14 protein-coding genes and 1 tRNA gene are annotated in these 17,698 nt (G+C 35.9%); 5 read left to right on the forward strand and 10 right to left on the reverse strand.

Annotated elements, in window-relative coordinates:
* Window positions 1-201: 201 nt before the first annotated feature.
* The 9 genes from hemB to hemA form a co-directional block, all read right to left on the reverse strand.
* A complete protein-coding gene (gene hemB, locus GQ46_RS10480; RefSeq protein ID WP_044401520.1) occupies window positions 202-1,191 on the reverse strand; it encodes a porphobilinogen synthase in 990 nt (329 codons plus the stop codon).
* Between the two features lie 42 nt (window positions 1,192-1,233).
* Complete coding sequence (locus GQ46_RS10485) at window positions 1,234-1,620, reverse strand: YchJ family protein (RefSeq protein WP_044401523.1); 387 nt, start codon at window positions 1,618-1,620, stop codon at window positions 1,234-1,236.
* A gap of 9 nt (window positions 1,621-1,629) precedes the next feature.
* A complete protein-coding gene (hemF, locus tag GQ46_RS10490) occupies window positions 1,630-2,532 on the reverse strand; it encodes an oxygen-dependent coproporphyrinogen oxidase (RefSeq protein WP_044401527.1) in 903 nt (300 codons plus the stop codon).
* 66 nt (window positions 2,533-2,598) lie between these two features.
* Window positions 2,599-3,138: a GNAT family N-acetyltransferase gene (locus GQ46_RS10495; protein WP_044401529.1), complete on the reverse strand. Its 540-nt coding sequence runs from the start codon at window positions 3,136-3,138 to the stop codon at window positions 2,599-2,601.
* Window positions 3,135-3,905: an EI24 domain-containing protein gene (locus GQ46_RS10500; protein ID WP_044401531.1), complete on the reverse strand. Its 771-nt coding sequence runs from the start codon at window positions 3,903-3,905 to the stop codon at window positions 3,135-3,137. Before GQ46_RS10500 ends, GQ46_RS10495 begins: the two co-directional genes overlap by 4 nt.
* A gap of 108 nt (window positions 3,906-4,013) precedes the next feature.
* Window positions 4,014-5,045 carry a uroporphyrinogen decarboxylase gene (hemE, locus tag GQ46_RS10505; protein WP_044401533.1) on the reverse strand — a complete coding sequence of 344 codons (1,032 nt, stop codon included), beginning with the start codon at window positions 5,043-5,045 and terminating at the stop codon, window positions 4,014-4,016.
* 117 nt (window positions 5,046-5,162) lie between these two features.
* Window positions 5,163-5,249, reverse strand: a tRNA-Ser gene (locus GQ46_RS17750).
* 112 nt (window positions 5,250-5,361) lie between these two features.
* A complete protein-coding gene (gene hemC, locus GQ46_RS10515; protein WP_044401536.1) occupies window positions 5,362-6,945 on the reverse strand; it encodes a hydroxymethylbilane synthase in 1,584 nt (527 codons plus the stop codon).
* Entirely contained in the window at window positions 6,938-8,197 is a 1,260-nt protein-coding gene (gene hemA, locus GQ46_RS10520; protein WP_044401537.1) for a glutamyl-tRNA reductase, read from the reverse strand. Before hemA ends, hemC begins: the two co-directional genes overlap by 8 nt.
* A gap of 189 nt (window positions 8,198-8,386) precedes the next feature.
* On the opposite strand from hemA, the gene GQ46_RS10525 reads away from it, so the two are divergent.
* Window positions 8,387-9,295, forward strand: coding sequence for a helix-turn-helix transcriptional regulator (locus GQ46_RS10525; protein ID WP_044401538.1), 909 nt, complete (start codon window positions 8,387-8,389; stop codon window positions 9,293-9,295).
* Here GQ46_RS10525 and GQ46_RS10530 read toward each other — a convergent pair.
* Window positions 9,292-12,768, reverse strand: coding sequence for a TraB/GumN family protein (locus tag GQ46_RS10530; protein WP_044404900.1), 3,477 nt, complete (start codon window positions 12,766-12,768; stop codon window positions 9,292-9,294). The two genes, GQ46_RS10525 and GQ46_RS10530, sit on opposite strands and share 4 nt — an antisense overlap.
* 221 nt (window positions 12,769-12,989) lie before the next feature.
* On the opposite strand from GQ46_RS10530, the gene hemH reads away from it, so the two are divergent.
* From hemH to GQ46_RS10550, 4 genes are all read left to right on the forward strand, one after another.
* The gene (hemH, locus tag GQ46_RS10535) at window positions 12,990-14,018 is read left to right on the forward strand and encodes a ferrochelatase (RefSeq protein WP_044401539.1); all 1,029 of its coding nucleotides are present in this window, start codon (window positions 12,990-12,992) and stop codon (window positions 14,016-14,018) included.
* 42 nt (window positions 14,019-14,060) lie between these two features.
* Window positions 14,061-15,419, forward strand: a complete 1,359-nt coding sequence (locus tag GQ46_RS10540) for an MATE family efflux transporter (RefSeq protein ID WP_044401541.1) — start codon at window positions 14,061-14,063, stop codon at window positions 15,417-15,419.
* Window positions 15,419-15,967: a CopD family protein gene (locus tag GQ46_RS10545; protein ID WP_044401542.1), complete on the forward strand. Its 549-nt coding sequence runs from the start codon at window positions 15,419-15,421 to the stop codon at window positions 15,965-15,967. The genes GQ46_RS10540 and GQ46_RS10545 overlap by 1 nt, the downstream gene beginning before the upstream one ends.
* 165 nt (window positions 15,968-16,132) lie before the next feature.
* Window positions 16,133-17,584, forward strand: coding sequence for an ATP-binding protein (locus tag GQ46_RS10550; protein WP_044401544.1), 1,452 nt, complete (start codon window positions 16,133-16,135; stop codon window positions 17,582-17,584).
* The last annotated feature ends 114 nt before the right edge of the window (window positions 17,585-17,698 follow it).

The following is a 17,698-nucleotide window of genomic DNA, read 5'->3' on the forward strand; positions in this document are numbered from 1 at the left end:
TGTGTGTTTAGAGTTTGTTGCTAAGTTAAAAATTATTAATTACTATCTGTGTACGAAATAATATTAGAAAGCATTTTATTGCTAGCGTTCTAAATTTTAAGCAATACTTATGATAACATGGGCGTTTTATTTTACTTTTTTTCCTCAAAAGTCATCCTGAAAGCATATTCTGTAAAACTAAAAGAAGCAAACGTTCCCGGGTTACGAAATTAATTTCACAACATCTTTAGCAAAATAACTAGCAATCACATCGGCGCCAGCACGTTTAATCGCGGTTACTTGCTCCATCATTACAGCATCATGATCTAACCAACCTCTTTCAGAGGCCGCTTTTAGCATCGCATATTCACCAGAGACCTGATACACTGCAACAGGCACATCTACTGCATTTTTAATTTCACGAACGATATCTAAATAGCATAAACCTGGTTTTACCATTACGATGTCTGCGCCTTCGTCTATATCCATTTCCGTTTCCTTTATGGCTTCAAAACGATTGGCATAATCCATTTGGTAGGTTTTTTTGTCTTTCGGAATGTCTTTTATAGCGGCAGGCGCAGAATCTAGAGCATCACGAAAAGGCCCATAAAAAGCTGAAGCATATTTCGCCGAATAACTCATAATACCTGTATCTGTAAAGCCTTCATCTTCTAGGGTTTCACGAATAGCCAAAATACGACCATCCATCATATCGCTTGGTGCGACAAAATCGGCACCAGCCTGTGCATGAGACAAGCTCATTTCTGCTAAAACGTGAACGGTAGTATCATTAACTATTTTTCCGTTTTCAATAATGCCATCATGACCATAAGAGGAGTAAGGGTCAAGGGCTACATCGGTCATGACTAACATCTCTGGACAAACACTCTTCACTGTTTTAATAGCACGTTGCATTAATCCGTTCGAGTTTAAGGCTTCTGTGCCTTTATTGTCTTTTAAATTATTGGGGACTTTTACAAAAAGTAGCACCGATTTTAAACCGAGGTTCCATAGTTCTTTGACTTCAGCTTCCAATAAATCTAAACTGAAACGGTAGTAATTGGGCATAGAAGCAATTTCTTCCTTTATGCCTTTGCCTTCCACGATAAATAAGGGCACTAAAAAGTCGTTTGGTGAAATAATGGTCTCTCTAACTAAGCTTCTAATGGCTTCGTTGGTTCTTAATCTTCGGTTTCTTCTTATGGGATACATATATAAAGTTTTCAGTTTGCAGATGAGCTCTGCAGTTGTTTTTTAATGACTTAGGCCTAAGTATTTCCAGTGGTTGTTTTCTTTTACAAAAGCAGATTTTTCATGAATGCTATCCACTTTTCCGTTTTCATAAAAATAGGCATTAAATGTTACAGTGCCTTCAGTATCATTCTCCAGACCTTTAAAGGTTTCTAACACTTCTAATGTTATCCATTGCACTGATTTTGCCCATGCGACTATAGCTTTCTTTTCTTTTACTGGTCGGGTAGAAACGTGATGCGTATGCATTAAATATTCACCATTAGCCAATACAAACGCGCTATATCGGGAACGCATAAGTTGCTCGGCAGTAACCGCCTGCCTGCTGTCTTTATGTGCTTTTTCACAACATTCGCTATAGGTTTTTAAACTTCCGCAGTAACAATTCATTTTATTCTATTAAACCCAATCGATGGGGTTTTGTAATACTTTAATTAGTTTTTCTTCTTCACTTCCCGCTTCTGGATGGTGGTCGTAAACCCACTGAACATGTGGCGGTAAACTCATTAGTATACTTTCTATCCTTCCGTTGGTTTTTAATCCGAAAAGGGTGCCTTTGTCATGCACTAAATTGAATTCTACATAACGCCCACGACGAATTTCCTGCCATGTACGTTGCGCTTCAGTATAGGGCAACGCTTTTCGCTTTTCCATTATAGGAAGATAGGCTTCTACGAAACTGTTGCCAACTTCAGTTACGAAATCGTACCAGTTTTGCATGCTCATGTCATCTGATGCCTTACAATAATCGAAAAACAGTCCGCCAACACCACGGCCCTCATTGCGATGTGTATTATAAAAATAATCGTCGCAACGTGCCTTGTATGTTTTGTAAAACTCATCATTATGCTTGTTACAAGCGGTTTTGCAGGTTTGATGAAAGTGTATTGCATCTTCTTCAAACAAATAATAGGGAGTAAGATCTTGACCGCCACCAAACCATTGGTCTACAATATTGCCGTCTTGATCATACATTTCAAAGTAACGCCAATTGGCGTGAACTGTTGGAATCATTGGGCTCTTTGGGTGAATCACTAAGCTTAATCCACAAGCAAAAAAATCAGCATCTTCGACTCCAAAGTACTGTTGCATACTATCTGGTAGTTTTCCGTGCACGCCAGAAATGTTGACACCACCTTTTTCGATGAGGTTTCCGTTTTCAATGACACGTGTTCGTCCGCCGCCGCCTTCCGGGCGCTCCCAAATATCTTCTTTAAATTTCGCTTTCCCATCCATGGTTTCAAAAGCAGAAGTAATGGTGTCTTGTAATTCGTGTATGTAGTTGAAGAATTTATCTTTCATGGTAATAGTATTCTATTTACTTTTTGGACGTTGAAGGCTTTCAAAACCTTGCAGGTTCTCTGTAATTTAATGATTGCGATATAATTCATATAGCTCCATGTTTAATGGTTGTCCACCAACTGGAGTAAATTCATTTTCTAATGTTTTTTGCCATTTAAAATGGTTTTTCAAGGCCACTTTTATACTTCCTAGGTTGTCCTTGTGTGAGATAATTTGAAGCGTTTGCAAACCTAATGTTACGAAGGCGTAATCTGATAGTGTTTTTATAGCTCTTGAGGTTAGGTTTTGCCCTTCAAAAGAATACCCAATACAATAGGAGAATTCGCCTTGTTTTTTATGCCAATCGATTTTTTTGATATAAATAATACCTGCAAGCTCTCTGGTCTCTTCATGTTTTAAAGTGAACAGAAACGCTTCTTTTAATCGGGATTGTTTCAGCATTTTTTGAACAAATAACTCAGATAATGTTGGTGTTAGGTTTTGCTCTAATGTTTTTGGGAAATAGTGTTTGAATCGTGCTTCATTGGCTACCATAAAATCACAAATTTTCCAAGCATCCTTTTCTTGAATTTGGTCTATAGAATATGCGTCAAATTGTGCAATCATTGCCCAGAAATTTCTTTTGATAGCACTACCTTTTCTTCCTTTAAAATGTTAACTGTTTTTAATGATGCTGCAGTGACACTCAAAGGTAGGACGAGTATAATACCAATAAAAGGAATGAATAAAACCAATATAAAAACAATGCCATTTCCTATAGCTATTCCACGATGTTTTCTAACAAACCGAATACTTTCATGGTATTTAAAATGCCGTTCTAAAGTGTAATCCATGTTTCCAAAACCAGCATAATAAGCTTGTACTAATAATAATACTAGTGTAGAAATTATATTAACGCCGGGAATAAATTTTAATAATAAAAGCGGAATGGAAATTAGAAGTTCCTTTAAAAGGTTTCTAAGGTTAATACGAATACCTCGCCAAAGCTGTTCTTTAAAAGAGGTCTTGCGGCGCTCTTGATTTTCAATTCCTGTTAAATGCATTTCGATTTTTTCTGAGACAGGACTCATAAAAGGCGCCGATAACGCCATGATGATATGTTTATATACAATTAGTCCAATCGCCAAAATTGCAATCGCACCAATTACACTAGAAATTGAGGTGAATGTTTCTTTTCCCCAATCCCAAATCCAAATTTTAGCGATGAGTCGTCCTATATTATCAGATAAACCGTAAGCGGTAATACCAATAATCGTTGCCGTTAGAATGCTAATGATTATTGGGACTAAGAAGTATTTCCAAAGTTTTAATTTTGAGATTAAGGCAAACGTTCCGGTATAGGCTTTAATCCCTTTTAAAATGTTTTTTATCATAATCCTGTCCTTAATCCTTTCCACTTCGACTGCGCTCAGCACAAGCTCGGAAAGGAAACTCATATATTTAGCTTTCTTAACGGTAGTAGCGTCTTCCTTTTGGGAAGGTTAAGAAGGGCTTTTGTACTCTTTCACTGCGTCAATAAAGGCTTTTGCATGGTCTAACGGGATGTTTGGTAAAATACCATGACCTAAATTTACAATGTATTTGTCTTTTCCAAATTCATTAATCATTTGGTTTACCATTTTTTTAATTTCACTAGGTGGCGAGAACAATCTTGTAGGATCAAAGTTGCCTTGTAGTGTAATATTACCACCTGTTAAATACCTTGCATTTCGCGCAGAACATGTCCAATCGATACCCAAAGCAGCAGCACCAGATTTTGACATTTCATTAAGTGCAAACCAACAGCCTTTACCAAAAGCGATAACCGGCGTTTCGTCTTTTAACGCATTAATAATTTGTTGAATATACTGCCAAGAAAACTCTTGGTAATCTACGGGAGACAACATACCTCCCCAAGAATCAAATACTTGAACGGCATTAACACCCGCTTTCACTTTTTCTTTTAAATAGGCAATGGTTGTATCTGTGATTTTTTGTAATAATTGATGTGCAGCGACTGGATTTGTAAAACAAAATTCTTTAGCCTTATCAAAGTTTTTACTGCCTTGGCCTTGTACGCAATAGCAAAGGATTGTCCATGGTGAACCCGCGAAACCAATTAATGGCACTTCGTCATTCAGCTTTTCCTTGGTTGCTTTTATCGCTTCGTAAACGTAACTTAAACTTTCTTTTACATCTGGAACAATGACAGTGTCAACGTCTTTTTGAGTGCGTATAGGGTTTGGTAAATACGGGCCAAAGTTGGGTTTCATTTGTACCTCGATATTCATGGCTTGCGGTATTACTAAAATATCGCAAAACAAAATAGCAGCATCCATACCGTAACGGCGAATAGGTTGTACTGTGATTTCACTTGCTAATTCTGGTGTTTGGCAACGGGTGAAGAAATCGTACTTTGCCTTTATTTCCATGAATTCTGGTAAGTAACGACCTGCTTGACGCATCATCCAAACTGGTGGGCGCTCAACTGTTTCTCCTTTTAATGCTCTTAAAAATAAATCGTTTTTTATCATTGCTAGCTTTTAACTCTTGGCTGCTTATGTTTTTTATAAGTTTCAGCTGTTTTATACTATTAAAAGCTAACCTAGTTTATACTATAAAATTAATAGTGGTAACTATGTTAGCTATTGCAGAGAGTAAGGGATTCGAACCCTTGGTACCTTTGCAAGTACACTACCTTTCCAAGGTAGCACGATCGGCCGCTCTGTCAACTCTCTATTTGATGTCTTCTAAACTTGCTTGAAAATTTCAACAATGTTATTAAAATTTCCAAGGATTCTAAAGTCTTTCATTACTTATTCTTGCCTAAAGTTAAAAACCTAAAAGTTTTTAAACATAATGGGCATTAACCAACTCTATCACACTTTCCACAGTGGGTACTTTGGCAACTCTTACATCTTTAAAATGTTTACTTGCTTCTTTAGCCGTGGTTTCTCCAATGCAAAAAGCAATCATACCCTCATCAACAGTGTTTTCTTGTTTAAAACTTTGTACTGTAGATGGGCTATAAAATAGAACCCCTTCAATACTTTCATTTATGTTTACACCATCCATCTTTGTTTGGTAGGCTTCAACCTCGTTAACCTTAATGTTATTTTCTGCTAATATGGTAGGTAACTCGTCTAGTCTTAAATCACTACAGAAATAAGTAACTTCGCTTCCTTCCATAAATTCGACTAAATATTCAGAAAGTTTTTTAGCATTCTTTTCACTATGGGTTACTTTACCGATTCTGTTTTCTATGCTGCGCTTTGTGCGACGACCTACGCAATAAATGTTTTTAAATTGTAATTCTATTGCTGAGAAATTAGTAAGTAAGGCTTCCACCGCATTTTGACTAGTAATAACTACATTCTGAATCTCATGTTTTAAAAATCTCGGAGGGATACGATTCAAACTAATTTTAATAAAATCGCTGCTTTCTGCCACAACTTTTTCGTGAAAGAGTTGTTTTTGGGCTTCTGTAAACGATTTTGTAGAATAGATATTGGTTGGCTTACTTGATTTTCTAAGATCATCCATGAGGCGTTTGCCGCCCTTTTCAATCACATAATTGGCACACCATTCGGCTAAATCGTAATGCTCTCCTACTTTTTTAACACGAGACACGGTTATTTTTTTACTACCGTCATTACTTAAAAGCACAGCGTCAAAGTTTACTACCTCATCTTTTATATAAGCTAAAGCTCCTATTGGTGCCGTACAACCTCCTTCTAACCGGTTTAAAAATTCGCGCTCTATGCCTGTGCAAATTTCTGTTTCTTCGTGATTAATTTCAGAGAGAATGGTTCTCGTCTCTTGATCTTCTTCTAAAGCAGCAATCATGATAGCGCCTTGTGCTGGTGCCGGAATCATCCACTCTAAATTAACAGCTTCTTCAGGTCTTAACTCTAATCTGCCAATACCAGCGGCAGCGAAAATAGCACCATTCCAATGTGCTGTATCTTCTAGTTTTTGGAGTCTTGTGTTTACGTTACCACGAATCTCCTCGATAGTATGTGTTGGATAGCGGTTAAGCCATTGTGCACGACGACGTAAACTGCCAGTAGCAATCACGGCTTCTCTATAGCCTAAAAACTCTTCAGTGTTTTTGTAGACTAAAGTGTCGCGTACGTTACCCCGTTTTAAAACGGCAGCTTGAACAATGCCTTTTGGTAAAACGGTGGGCACATCTTTTAGCGAATGTACCGCAATATCAATATCTCCATTAAGCATCGCAATGTCTAAAGTGCGTGTAAAAATACCCGTAATTCCGAGTTCGTACAAGGGTTTGTCGAGCACTAAATCACCTGTAGATTTTATAGGTACTAAAACAGTTTTGTGTCCTAAAAATTCTAATTGTTGTTTTACAGCATTGGCCTGATAGAGGGCTAATTCGCTATCACGCGTACCAATTCTTATTATTTTAGACATGCTTTGTTGGTTGTAACTGAAATACTTTTTGGATAAGTTCCAGACTTTCGTTTGTAGAAAACGCGTCATCTTTTAAGTGATGGGCGAAATGGTTTGTTATTTTTTGAATGAGTTTATTGCTAATCAATTCGGCTTGTTCTTCGTTAAAGCCAGCCATTTTCTTGCGCTGCGTATCTAATTCAGCGTTTTTAAAATCATGCAACTTACTTTTTAGTGCTTTTATTGTTGGTGCAAACTTTCTGGTTTCTAACCAGCTATTGAATTCGCTTTTTACGTCTTCAATAATGCTTTCAGCTAATGGGATGTGTTGTTTTCTGTTTTCTAAGGTTTCATCAGTAATCTGCGACAAATCATCTAAGTGAATTAAGGTGACATTGCTCAACTCAGAAACATTGTTATTAACGTTTTTGGGAATCGATAAATCTAAAATTAATAACTCTTTTTTAGACTGTATAATGTGTTTGTCAATTGTTGGGTTTTGCGCGCCAGTAGCTACAATCAAGATGTCGGAAGCATTAATCTCTTCCTGAAGATTGGCGTAATCTTTAACGATAAGGTTAAATTTACCAGCAACAGCTTCCGCTTTGCCTTTGGTTCTATTAATTAAAGTGATATGCTCATTTTTGGTGTGTTTCACCAAGTTTTCACAAGTGTTTCTTCCTATTTTCCCTGTTCCAAAAAGCAAAATGTTTTTTTCAGAAACGTTTTCAAAACGCCTCATAATATATTGTACCGAGGCAAATGACACAGAGGTTGCGCCTGAAGAAATATTGGTTTCTGTTTTAATACGTTTGCTCGCTTGAATCACCGCATTTACTAAACGCTCAATAAAAGGATTCAACAACCCTTGTTTTTTTGAAATACGCGCACTGGTTTTTAACTGACTAATAATTTCAAAATCGCCTAAAATCTGACTATCTAAACCAGAGCCCACACGAAACATGTGCGAAATGGCGTCTTTGTTTTTATAGACATAAGCCACTTTTTGAAATTCTTCAACAGTTCCATTGGTGTTTTCACAAAGGAGTTGAATGAGTTGAAAAGGGTGTTCCGCAAAACCAAAAATTTCAGTTCTGTTACAAGTCGAACTTACGATGATACTTTCAATACCATTTGTTTTTGCCTGATTAAGCAAATTTATTTTTGCATCCTCAGTCAAACTAAAGTGTCCACGAATCTCGGCATCAGCTTTTTTATAACTTAAGCCAATGGCGTAGAAAGACGTATTTCGAGAAATATGATATTGTTGCATTAAAAGATTTAAAATCTATCGGAAGCAAAAATACTGCGAGACCTTCTTAAAAAGTAACGCTCAAAGAACTATTAATATCGTTTGTGGTTTTTAAACTTAGTTTTTGTGTGAACAATGATAAATATCATATTTTTGTAATAGTTACAGCGTTTCGCGTTGTGGTAGTTTAGAATAAATCTAAATAAGGACATGAACAATTCAGAAAGTAAAACAGTAGAAAGTAACGCTAAAGGGTTTTTTGTAGAAACCAGAATAGATGATGGTGTTTTTATTTTAACACATCAAAATGATTCTAATGACACAAAAGCTATTGAGCGTGAGATAGATAGTAGTTATATTCAGTTTCATTTTTGTTTAAAAGGGGAGAGTCTTTTTAAATTTAATAATGGCGATTATACGTTGAATGTGGCCGAAGAAACCTCTTTGCTTTTGTATAATCCGCAACGCGATTTGCCAATCCATTTGGATGTTAAGCCAAAATCATGGTTGGTTTCTGTTATTATTTCTATTAAAAAGTTCCATGGGCTATTTTCTCAGGAAGCCGATTACATCACCTTTTTAAGTGCAGACAATCGCGATAAAAAATATTATAAAGACGGAAAAATATCACCATCTATGGCTATTGCCTTGAATCAATTGGTGAATTATAATTTAAACCAATCTATTAAAAATATCTATTTTAAAGCCAAAGCTTACGAAATATTAAGCTTGTATTTTCACAGGAGTGAAGAGACTGATGTGGAACAATGCCCGTTTTTGGTTGACGAGTCTAATGTTTTAAAAATTAGAAAAGCAAAAGATATTGTGATCTCACGAATGGCAGAGCCGCCTAGTTTACAGGAGTTAGCAGATGAAATTGGCTTAACGTTAAAGAAGCTAAAAGAAGGCTTTAAACAGGTTTATGGGGATTCGGTATATAGCTTTTTATTTGATTATAAAATGGAAGTGGCGCGTAAGTTACTGGAAACAGGAAGTCATAACGTGAATGAAGTAGGATTAAGAGTAGGGTACAGTACGTCAAGCCATTTTATTGCTGCGTTTAAAAAGAAATATGGAACGACGCCTAAAAAATATATTACTTCGATAAATGTCAATTAATACTTGTCGTTAACCCGTTTTCGGGTTTTGTATTTAATACCTTCTAAAGCCTCCGCTATGAGTTCGTCTTCTTTGTCAGTTTCGCTAATATAATTACCACTATAACCAGATTTGTAAAAAACAGAGGTTACTAATTCTCCCGACTTTTCTGGCTCTAAAAACGCAGCATAGTACAGCTTTTTAGAAGCATCATAATCGTTATTTTGATGGAGCATAAAGAAATACATGCTTCCTTTTTTGCCAGCGTCTGTTTCAAACGGCTTTGTGGTCAAGAAGGAAATAGAATCTCTTCCTTTTTCAACAGTAACGCTAGAGAAGAGGTACGATTTGGCATACATTTTCTGCGAAATAACTTTTGCTAAATAGGGTTTTTTTAAATTTTGTTTGTATAATTTATTTACTAAAAGTGCTTGGTTTTTATAATAGTCAAGTGTTTTTTCCCTAAGTTTTTTAGGAATAGCTTCATCGGCTTTTTCCAGTAGCACATAATAAGTGGCTAGAGCATCAGCATTATCACTATCCAGTAATTTTTCGAAGAACGGTTGGGCATAATTTTCATTTCTAAAAGGGAAAATAAGTTTTACATAAGTATATAAAGAACTTGATTTAGCTCTGTAGCTCGTTTCACTTAAACTGCGCTTTATCTCAATTTTTCCATCGTTAATAATGGTTTTTTTGAAGCTTTTGTAATTTTTAGGTTTTATTTGGCTGCTATCCATAAGCATGGCTAGTAAATTATAAATGGGCGCTTTGTATTCCTGAATACTTGAGTATTCTAATAGCTCTGGAAAGAGCTCCTTTTTTAGTGCTAATGAGTCATTTTGGGTGTAAAATAATGACCGGATACCGTATTTTTCCAATGGTAAATCCTTCCTTAATAAAAACAAGAAATCTTCATAAACAGCGGCTTCTTTTTTGTTTAACAAAGCCTTTAAAATAGTCGCTTGTATTTTAGGATCTGAATACGAATTGGTATACAATTGCTTTAAAAACGGTAACACTCTTGCATCATCATCTATCGTAATAAGTTCACGAATTAAATTAATCTTTATATTTTGTTTGTTCTCTGGGAACTCAAAATTTTCAATCAAATCAATAATTTTATTGGTATGTGTTTTATTGAATTTGATGAGATTGTAAGTATTCATTACAATACTATCATCAGCTTTTAATGCAGTGAAAAAGCGGGCTGTCTTATCTTTAAAAATAGATTCGCCCATCAAGGTATCAATAGGCTTGAACGTATCATAAAAATGAGTAACAAATGTTGATGGTTTTGCCACAGAATCAGACAAGGACTTTATTGTGAATAACACGCCCTTTTGTTGAATATGTTTTACACGAATAGCCTTTGAACTAAATGAGTCTGTTAGTGTGTAGCTAAAGGTGTACGTGTTGTTTTCTTTGGTTTTTTTCTTGTTTGTTACTTTTAAGGACTCAAATTCACCCTCGGTGTCATTCGGTAATTTAGAGGGGTCTATTTCTTCCCATAAACTATCTATACTTTTATACATTTGAAGGTCATGAAACTTCATACGGGTTACAAAAATTTGCTCGTTGGCTTTCGAGTAGTAACTGGTCTCCTTAGATTCAGCAGCATAATGCTTTTTCTTTTTTTGGTCATAGCCATAATGTGATGAAAACATGGGTTTCGTGTTCGTTAAAACCGAAAAATGTAAAGACGTATCTACAGTCGTTTCAAAATCAGAATAATTAATAGTATTAAATTTGAAAGACTTAAAATACGTTTCAGCTTTGGCTTTGTCATCTCCTACATAACCCAATAAATAATAGCTACCATCTTTTACAATGGATTTTAAATGGATGTTTTTTGTCGCTGTCCCATCAAATTTAGCCTGAGATTCGTAGCTTTTATAGAGGCCATTATTGAAAGCACCTGAAAGTCCTGTTTCAATCTTTAATTGTTTGTAAAAATTACTGATAATATATTTCGCTTCAAAAGCATCTTCTTCAATATAATAGGTGTCTTGATTAACCGCTTCACTCAAAAAGTAATACGCATCACCCGCAACACCTTGAATGAATTTATTTCCTGCATTCAGCATATTATCCTGTGTATTAAAACGTGGAAACGCTACACTATACTTCCCATTTGGCGAACTGAAAGGGGTGATGCTATCTGTAGTTGTTTTAAACTCAATAGCATTGAAAATAGCTTTTTCATAATCTAAAACATAGTTTTTAGGACCGCCAAATTTGATGATTATAACTTCTAAAGGTGTTTTGTAAATATGGTATTTTTGATAGTCCCCTTTTTTGGTTTTATTAAGGACGCTCAAACCAGGAAACGGACTTGAAAGTTGTTCTTTACTAATAATGTCTCCAGGAATATCTTCAAATAAAAAATTTTCTAAGCGCTCTAAAGTAATCTCTTGTTCGCTAGGTAGATACTCATATAAGTTAAAACGGTTAATCGTTAAGTAAGCGCCATTGGTCATGTCTGGAGAAACAATAAATTTTTGGCCGTTGTAGTAAAATTCTCGTAACTCAGTAAAGCTTTTAAGCGATAAAAAACCATCTGCTGTAGTATGCCTTTTCATTTCCGGAACAGCAATAAAATCCTCAATATTTTGTTTGGCTTCTTGTCCTTTTTGTGTTTGTTTTGACGTTAAAGCGTTTACAGTATACCCTTTCTTTCTTAAGGCATTTAGCAAGCCTTGTTCTCCCGGTAAATGTGCCGCACCAACACCGGCAAATACAGATTGTTTTTGAATTAAGGTGTCTAAAACGGTAACCATGTTGTCGTTGCGTTTATAAAGCATGTGCTCTCTAAAAAAATCAGTATTAGACGCTTCACCAATAGAATCTAATAAAGAAAGATTTCGGTCTCGATAGGTGTTTTCCTGTAAAATATAGGGGCTTTCCTTCTCGTAAATTTCAGTTAGCCACGGATCTATTTTTTTCTTGTAAGTATTAGCGCTGGCCATTGTTGTAAGATATTCAGCTTCATTCAAATCTTCAAGACTTATAATCGGCTTATTTTTCTTTTTACCCGCTTGATAAATAAACATATCTAAATACGTTTCTTCTTCAAAATTATCTGCTTGAGAATTTTTTCTATATAAATAACCGTTAATCATCCGGTTGTCTTGGCGTATCGCACTTCTAACCATTAACTCTTCGGGATGATCAAAATTGAATAATGCGCTATAAAACCCTTTATCATAAGTATTAGCAATGTTTTGAGGCGACACAACGGCGTTATTATAGCTGTGTTCTAACCAGGTCGAGGGGTCGCTCTCTAAAGCGATACTTTCGCTCTTTGCTAAGGCTTCAAAAAAGACATCATCTAAACGGAATGCTACTTTTTTACTCACATGCATGGTGCCGTAAATGTATGAGGATTTGGTTAATCCGTTACCCGAAATTTCCCATAGTAAACTCTGTTCCTGTTCTTGGGCGTGACCAAATAAACAGGAAAAAGTTATTATAAATAGAAATAATTTTTGCATTGCTAGGGTATTATATAACATAGTAAATATATATAATTCACTGAAACTTTGGGTTTAATATGGGAATTTTACGCTAATAAACCTAATTAGAACATCCTTTCATTAGGCATATTCGCGTTTAGAGTTGTATTTTTGTAATGTGAATTAGCGTGTGGGAAAGATGAAGTTTTGGTCTCCACGAAAATTAAAAAATTAGAGTATAGCAATACCAGTAGGTGCATATGAAAGGAGTATTATTAGTTAATTTAGGTTCGCCAGACAGTCCTGAGCCTAAGGATGTTAAAAAGTATTTAGGAGAATTTTTAATGGATGAGCGTGTCATAGACGTTCCATTTTGGGCGAGAACATTACTCGTAAAAGGAATTATCTTAAATACACGGCCAAAAGCTTCAGCTAAAGCCTATAAAAAGATCTGGTGGGAAGAGGGGTCGCCTTTAATCGTGCTATCAGAGCAATTACAGGAAAAAGTGCAAGAGCAGGTTGATTTTCCGGTTGCTTTAGCGATGCGCTATGGTAGTATGACTATCAAAAAAGGGCTGCAGGAATTGGTAGACAAAGGTGTAGATGAGGTGTTTTTAATCCCGCTGTATCCACAATTCGCAATGGCAACTACAGAAACGATTTTGGTTTTAACTGAAGAAATAAGACAAGAGTATTTTCCAAATTTAAAAATTGACTCACTTCCAGCATTCTATAATAATCCTAATTATATTGCTGTACTAGCGGAATCTATAAAAACTGATTTAGAAAATAAAGCGTACGAACACTTATTATTTTCTTATCACGGTGTGCCGGAACGTCACATTCGCAAAAGTGACATTACAAAATCACATTGTAAAATAGATGGAAGCTGTTGCGAAACCCCAAGTATCGCTCATGAATTTTGCTACAGACACCAGTGTAAAGAAGTGACTAGGTTGGTTGCGGAGTATTTAGAATTAGCACCAGATACGTATTCAACATCTTTTCAGTCACGCTTAGGGTTTGATCCTTGGTTGCAACCTTATACGGACAGGACTATTGAACGTTTGGGTAAAAAAGGCATAAAAAAAATGGCTATTGTGACACCAGCTTTTGTGAGCGACTGTTTAGAGACTCTAGAAGAAATAGCCATGGAAGGTGAAGAGATTTTTCATGAAGTAGGTGGGAAAGAATTTACAACCGTTCCTTGTTTAAATACCAATAAGTCTTGGGTGAAATTAATGGCACAATGGATTAATGAATGGTCTAATACCGCTATAGAAGCCTAATATTTTTATAAGGAAAAAGGTTCCGTTTTCACGGAAAATACTATGCGAAAAAGCAATTCAGCAACTTTAGGCACAGAATCTATTAGCAAACTCCTAATAAAACAAGCCGTACCAGCATCGATAGGCATTTTAGTCATGTCACTAAATATCTTGGTGGATACTATTTTTGTTGGACAATGGATAGGTTCCACCGCGATCGCCGCTATTAACGTTGTGCTCCCCGTTTCCTTTTTTATTGCTGCTTTAGGAATGTCTATTGGTATTGGCGGATCTTCTATTATTTCTCGTGCTTTAGGTGCAGATAATTATCAAAAAGCACTAAAGGTTTTTGGAAATCAAATTACCTTAACCATACTTTTTACCGTAACCTTAGTCATTCCTGGCCTGTGGTTTATAGATAGTATCATCCCTGCTTTTGGTGGGAAAGGCGCAATATTTGAACCAGCAAAAACCTATTATACCATCGTTCTTTATGGGGTTCCTTTTTTAGCCTTATGTATGATGGGAAATACGGTTATTCGTGCCGAAGGAAAGCCCAAATTTGCCATGTACGCGATGTTATTTCCTTCCGTGGGTAACTTAATTTTAGATTATCTATTTATTAATACTTTAGACTTAGGAATGGCTGGAGCTGCATGGGCAACCACGGGTTCTTATTTGCTTTGTTTTTTATTTATCCTTTGGTTTTTTTTCTCAAAACATTCAGAATTAAAAATTAATATTTCACATTTTGGACTTAACAGACCTATTGTTTCAGAAATAGGAAGTTTAGGTTTTGTAACGCTAGCAAGGCAAGCAGTTGTTAGCATCACCTATTTGTTTATGAATAACATTCTATTCGATTTGGGAGGTGAAACCTCCGTAACCGCGTATGCTATTGTAGGCCGTATGTTAATGTTTGCCTTGTTTCCCGTTTATGGCATCACCCAAGGTTTCTTGCCTATTGCAGGTTATAATTATGGTGCAAATAAGTATGATCGTTTAAAGGAGTCTATTGGTACGGCTATAAAGTATGCCATAGGATTGGCTATTTTGGTTTTTATTGTTTTAATGGTATTTCCAGAAGCGATTACTAAGTTATTTACTTCAGACGCCGAAGTCCTAAAGGAAACACCAACTGCGATGCGGTGGGTGTTTGCGGTTACGCCAATAGTTGCCATTCAACTTATTGGAGCTGCTTATTTTCAGGCCGTGGGTAAAGCAGTGCCAGCGCTATTATTAACCTTAACACGACAAGGTTTTATTTTTATTCCGTTAATTTTTATACTCCCAAGATTTTATGGGGAATTGGGCGTTTGGATAGCCTTTCCTATTAGTGATTTTTTGTCAACTATAATAACCGCCTACTTTTTAAATCGCGAAGTAAAGACTAATTTAGTGGAACCAACTACAGACTCATAATGGACTATTATAACTACATAAAATCACTGCACCTCATTTTTGTAATTACCTGGTTTGCGGGCTTATTTTACATTCCACGATTGTTTGTGTATCAAATAGAAGCCTTTCACAAGTCCTCGCCAGAAAAGGAAATATTAGGCAAGCAATTAAAGCTTATGGCCAAACGCTTATGGACCATCATCACCTGGCCATCAGCAATTTTAGCGATAGGTTTTGCTGTCTGGCTCATTATTTTAGTACCATCATGGTTAGAGCAATCTTGGATGCATGTTAAGTTAGGGTTTGTTATAGTACTTATCCTATACCATATTCAAACACATAACTATTACAAACAACTACAAAAAGACATCGTAAAAAAGAGTTCTAATTTCATGCGTCTATGGAACGAAGGCGCCACTTTTATTCTCTTTGCAGTTGTGTTTTTAGTCATTTTAAAGAATGCCTTGAGTTGGATTTTTGGAGTGATTGGAATTGTGGTACTGGGTGTGCTGTTAATGTTAGGTTTTAAAGTTTATAAACGCATACGTAGTAAAAACCCTGACGCTTAATCTTTTGTCGCCAGCGTTAGGATTAGGAGGGGTTCTACTACGGTCGCTTGTTCTAATCTATCTTTTTTTGTGCCTGTGTGCACATCGAAAAAGGATACCGTTTCTATAGTTAATACAAAATAATGGTGCGATTATTGTTATATTGATGGCAACTTAATTTTTTAGATGAAACTTAAAAAACTGTCTTTACGTACCCGAATTTTCTTAGCCATGATTATGTTGGTGATATTATCATCTATACTAATTGCAGCAGTTGCTATTTATCAGTATACAGAAGAAACGCAAGATTATCACAAACAACGTTTAGAGCGTAAAGAAATAGCGATTATAAGGAGTTTAGATTTTGTTATCCGTGAAACCACATTTCCTGTTATTACAGATAATGTGCCGAGCATCTTTAAAACCAAAATTTATGAGGTTGCAGACGTGCATAACATTCAAATAAATCTTTACGATTTAGAAGGCTCACTGCTTATCTCGTCTAAAGCAGATTTAAAACAAGAGGTGACTGAAAAGTGTTTGGACCCAATAGTCTTAAACACTCTTATGAATACAGTAGAACACCGCTACGAAGAGCGAAGAGAAGAAAACGGGGAAGCATGGAGGTCTTCTTACCGTTATATTACAGATGGTAAATTCAAGCCATTAGCCATTATAAACTTACCCTATTTAGAAAATGATGATTTTTTAGCAAAAGAGCTTGATGAATTCCTGGAAAGATTATCTTACACAACGCTATTGGTGCTGTTGTTTGCAATTGCTCTGGCTTTTATTGTTTCCAAATATATTACAAGGTCATTAAAAACGATAAGCGAAAAAATCAATGCCACGCGCTTAGAAAAGCGTAATGAAAAAATTGAAATTACAGATGGTAGCGAGGAAATTACAACATTGGTGAATTCTTACAATAGAATGATTGATGAGTTGGAAGAAAGCGCAGTACAATTAGCAAAAAGCGAACGGGAGCAGGCTTGGCGAGAAATGGCAAAACAAGTCGCTCATGAGATTAAAAATCCACTTACCCCTATGCGATTAAGTGTCCAAAGTTTTCAACGTAAATTTGATCCCCAAGACCCCAAAATTCATCAAAAGGTAGATGAGTATACAGATACGCTTATACAACAAATAGATACGATGAGCTCAATTGCCGGTGCTTTTTCAAATTTCGCAAAAATGCCTGCACAGAAAAACGAAATGCTTAACGTCGTAAAAATTGTAGATTTAGCATTGGATATCTTTAATGAAGACTACATTACCTTTGAATCTGATAGGGAAGAAATTATCGCTAAATTTGATAGAACACAGTTAATTCGTGTGGTCACAAACCTAATTAAAAACGGTATTCAAGCGATTCCAGAAGGACAACAACCAAAAATTATCGTTAATGTTTCTGAAGCAAACAATACTGTAAAAATCACCGTGTCAGATAATGGCATAGGCATTGCCGAAGAGAATAAATCCAAAGTTTTCGAACCAAAATTCACCACAAAAACCAGTGGTATGGGATTAGGTTTGGCCATGGTAAAAAATATTGTGGAAACTTACGGCGGAACGATTACCTTTGTATCTCAAAAAGGAAAAGGCACCCTATTTACAGTTTCTTTTCCTAAAGAATAGGCTTATATCAGCTTTCATTTTGAGTGGTTTTTAAGGCGCAAAAAATGGTATCTAGGTAAACAAAAACAGGATCTCTAAGTCTTTCAAATTGAAGTATAATATACATTAAACGGA

Source organism: Lacinutrix sp. Hel_I_90 (assembly GCF_000934685.1).
In the GTDB taxonomy this organism is placed as follows: Bacteria; Bacteroidota; Bacteroidia; order Flavobacteriales; family Flavobacteriaceae; genus Lacinutrix.